The sequence below is a fragment of the Cellulomonas algicola genome (genome assembly GCF_003851725.1).
Taxonomy (GTDB): Bacteria; Actinomycetota; Actinomycetes; order Actinomycetales; family Cellulomonadaceae; genus Cellulomonas; species Cellulomonas algicola.
Window position 1 is genome coordinate 1 of the sequence record NZ_BHYL01000160.1, and the last position, 4,340, is coordinate 4,340.

The following is a 4,340-nucleotide window of genomic DNA, read 5'->3' on the forward strand; positions in this document are numbered from 1 at the left end:
CGCGGCGCTGGTCGAGCGGCTCGCCGACGGTGCGACCGCGCTGGCCGAAGGGCTCGCGCGCATCGACGGCGTCGAGGTCGTCAACGACGTCGTGTACACGCAGGTGTGCGTCGCGCTGGCCGACGACGCGCGCACCCAGGCGGTCGCGGCGGCGCTGCGCGAGGAGGGCGTCGCGTACGCGTACACGTCGCACTGGCGGGACCGCGACGTGATCCGGTTCTCGGTGAGCAACTGGGCGACCGACGACAGCGAGGTCACGGCGACGGTCGAGGCGGTGCGGCGCGCGGTCGCGTCGGCGGTCGGGAGCTGACGGCGGTGCCGCGCGCCGGGGGCGACCCGCGAGCGCCGCACGCGTCCGGCAGCTCGCCGACCGCGGTGACGCCCCTCGTCCCGGACGCGGCACCGGACGTCGCGCCGCACGGCGCCCGGACCGGGTCCGCGCACGTCGGCCGCGCCGTGTCCGCCCACGTCACACGACCGCAACACGCTCGTGGCGACAGCGACACCGCGCGGGTCGACGCTGGGGACATGACGCCCGTGCCCCCGCCCGAGGCCCCCTCCCGGGCCGACGTGGCCCTCACGCGCCCGCACCACGGTTCCGACTCGCAGCACCGGTCGGCGTTCCCGGCGATCGCGAGCTACGCGTTCCTGTCGGACTGCGAGTCGAACTGCCTGATCTCGCCGTCGGGCGCGGTCGAGTGGATGTGCGTGCCGCGACCGGACTCGCCGAGCGTGTTCGCGTCGATCCTGGACCGTGCCGCGGGCTCGTTCCGGGTGGGTCCGCACGGGATCCGGGTCCCGACGGCCCGCCGCTACCTGCCGGGCACGCTCGTGCTCGAGACGACGTGGCAGACGCCGACGGGCTGGCTCATGGTGCGCGACGCGATGGTCATGGGCCCCTGGCACAACACGACCGAGCGGTCGGCGACGCACCGCCGCACGCCCACGGACGACGACGCCGAGCACATCCTGCTGCGCACGATCACGTGCGTGAGCGGGACCGTCGACCTGCAGGTCGAGTGCGAGCCGGCGCTCGACTACGGACGCGGGCACACCGAGTGGGAGTACACCGGCGCCGACTACCACGCGGTGCGGACCGTGCCGCAGGAGGAGGGCGACCTGAGCCTGACGCTCACGTCGAGCCTGCGGCTCGGGGTCGACGGGCGGGCCGCGTCGGCGCGGACGCGCATGTCGAACGGCGACAAGGCGTTCGTCGCGCTGTCGTGGTCACCGCTGCCCGCGCCGCGCACGTGGGAGCAGGCGGCCGACATGTCGTGGCGCACGCAGGAGTACTGGCGGGAGTGGATCACGCTCGGCGTCTTCCCCGACCACCCGTGGCGCACGTACCTCCAGCGCTCCGCGCTCACGCTCAAGGGTCTGACGTACGCGCCGACGGGTGCGCTGCTCGCGGCGGCCACGACGTCGCTGCCCGAGACTCCCGGCGGCGAGCGGAACTGGGACTACCGGTACGCGTGGATCCGCGACTCGACGTTCGCCCTGTGGGGCCTCTACACGCTCGGCCTGGACCGCGAGGCGAACGACTTCTTCGCGTTCATCCACGACGTCTGCCGCGGGAACAAGGACCTGCAGATCATGTACGGCGTCGGCGGCGAGGACCGGCTCGACGAGTCGGAGCTCGGGCACCTGTCCGGGTACGAGGGCGCGCAGCCCGTGCGCGTCGGGAACGCGGCGTACGACCAGCAGCAGCACGACGTCTGGGGTGCCGTGCTCGACTCGGTGTACCTGCACGCCAAGTCGCGCGAGCAGCTCCCCGAGTCGCTGTGGCCCGTCCTCAAGCTCCAGGTCGAGGCCGCGATCAAGCACTGGCACGAGCCCGACCGCGGCATCTGGGAGGTGCGCGGCGACCCGCAGCACTTCACGTCGTCGAAGCTCATGTGCTGGGTCGCGCTCGACCGCGGCGCACGGCTCGCGCGGATGCACGACGAGCACGACTTCGCCGAGCAGTGGGCCAAGCTCGCGGCCGAGATCCACGCCGACATCTGCCGCAACGGCGTCGACTCCCGCGGCGTGTTCGTGCAGCGGTACGGCTCCGACGCGCTCGACGCGTCCCTGCTGCTCGTGCCGCTGCTGCGGTTCCTGCCGCCCGACGACCCGCGGGTGCGCGCGACCGTCCTCGCGATCGCCGACGAGCTCACCGTCGACGGCCTGGTCCTGCGGTACCGCGTCGAGGAGACCGACGACGGGCTCGAGGGCGAGGAGGGCGCGTTCACGATCTGCTCGTTCTGGCTGGTCAGCGCGCTGGTCGAGATCGGCGAGGTCGAGCGCGGGCGGGCGCTGTGCGAGCGGCTGCTGTCGTTCGCGTCGACGCTCAACCTGTACGCCGAGGAGATCGACACCCGCACCGGCCGTCACCTCGGCAACTTCCCGCAGGCGTTCACGCACCTGGCCCTCATCAACGCGGTCATGCACGTCATCCGCGCCGAGGAGCGCGTCGGCCACGACGGCATCCACTTCGAACCCCCCAACCGCGGCGGCTGAGGGCTCCCTGCGTCCCGGCAGGCACGCCCGCGCACGTCTGGTGTGCGACGTCGTCCGGGGGGAGCGACGTCGACGCCTCCGTCTCGGGACGATGTCGCAACCTCGCCGAGCGGAGACGATGGGACAGACTCTTCCCCGTGACGGACCTGCTCTCGACGCCGGTGCGACCGGCCGACGGGTCGGACGCGGGCGTCACGCTCGACGACTTCCGCCCCGACTGGTCGCGCGTCGTCGACCCCGGCGACGAGCCGACGCCCGCCGACCTGGCCCGCGCGCACGCGGAGGCCGAGCGGCTGCTCGCGGACCACGGCGTCACGTACGGCGCCGACGCTCCCGAGGGCGGCGCGCACCCGTGGCGGCTCGACCCGGTCCCGGTGGTCGTCGACGAGCCCGAGTGGACGGCCCTCGACGCGGCGCTCGTGCAGCGGGCCGAGCTGCTCGACGCGGTCCTGCAGGACGTGTACGGCGCGCGTCGCCTGCTCACCGACCAGCTCCTGCCCCCGACCACCGTGCTCGCGCACCCCGGCTTCCTCCGCCAGGTCGACGGCCTGCGGATGCCGGGCGGGCGCGAGCTCGTGCTCACCGCGACGGACCTCGTCCGGGACGGGTCCGGCGCGTGGTGCGCGGTCGCCGACCGCACGCAGGCACCGTCGGGCGCGGCGTACGCGATGGAGGACCGGCGCGTCGTCGCGCAGGTCATGGCCGGCACGTACCGGCAGGCGTCGATCCAGCGGCTCGGCCCGTTCTTCCACGCGCTGCGGCAGGCCCTGCGCGACGCGGCGCCGCGCGAGTCCGACGAGCCGCGCGTCGCGCTGCTGTCGTCGGGGCCCGCGAGCGAGACCGCGTTCGACCAGGCGTACCTCGCGTCGATGCTGGGCCTGCCGCTCGTCGAGGGCGGCGACCTGCTGGTCCGCGAGGGACGCGTGTGGATGCGCGGCCTCGACGGGCTCGAACGGGTCGACGTGCTGCTGCGCCGCGTCGACGCCGAGTGGTGCGACCCGCTCGACCTGCGCGCCGGCTCGCGGCTCGGTGTCCCCGGGCTGGTGCGGGCGGTGCGCGCGGGCACGGTCAGCCTGGTCAACCCCCTGGGCAGCTCGGTGCTCGAGAACCCGGCACTGCTCGCGTACCTGCCCCGTCTCGCGCGCACGGTCCTCGACCAGGACCTGCTGCTGCCGTCCGCCCCGACGTGGTGGTGCGGCGAGGACGCGTCCCGGCAGCACGTGCTGACCAATCTCGCGAGCCTCGTGCTGCTGCCGACCGCGCGCGGCGCCGACGGCGGCGCGATCCTCGGCTGGACCCTCGGCCACCGCGAGCGCGCCGACCTCGCGGACCGGATCGCCGCCGAGCCCTGGGCGTGGGTCGGCCAGGAGCCCGTCGGGCCCGCCGGGCCGGTCGTCGACGGCGCACCCGTGGGTGTCGGGTCCGAGCTGGCCACCGCCGACGGCGTCGGTCCCGCCGACCTCGGCCCGCGCGCCGCGGTGCTGCGCACGTTCGCGGTCGCGCACCGGTCCACGTACGCGGTGATGGCGGGCGGACTCGCGCGGGTCGCGCCCCAGGCAGTGGTGTCGTCGGCGACGGGGGCGACGGCGAAGGACGTGTGGGTGCTCGCGTCGTCGACCGAACCCGTCGCGGAGACCGCCGACGAGACGCCCGCGGAGACGGTCGTCGCGCGCATCCCCGCGACGGGCATCTCGCCGCGCACCGCGGAGAACCTGTACTGGATGGGCCGCTATGCGGAGCGCGCCGAGGACCGCACGCGCGTGCTGCGCGTCGTCGCCGACCGCTGGGACGACTTCCACGCGCGCCCGGCGTCGGCAGGCGGGCGCGCGCTGACCGTGCTG

2 protein-coding genes and 1 pseudogene are annotated in these 4,340 nt (G+C 74.7%); all 3 read left to right on the forward strand.

The features are described from left to right. Positions 1-310, forward strand: a pseudogene (locus tag CTKZ_RS11135) (aspartate aminotransferase family protein); the annotation flags it as partial. A gap of 218 nt (positions 311-528) precedes the next feature. Next, positions 529-2,499: a glycoside hydrolase family 15 protein gene (locus CTKZ_RS11140; protein ID WP_124343011.1), complete on the forward strand. Its 1,971-nt coding sequence runs from the start codon at positions 529-531 to the stop codon at positions 2,497-2,499. 137 nt (positions 2,500-2,636) lie between these two features. Next, on the forward strand, positions 2,637-4,340 hold a 1,704-nt coding region (locus CTKZ_RS11145; protein ID WP_124343012.1), incomplete at its 3' end, for a circularly permuted type 2 ATP-grasp protein.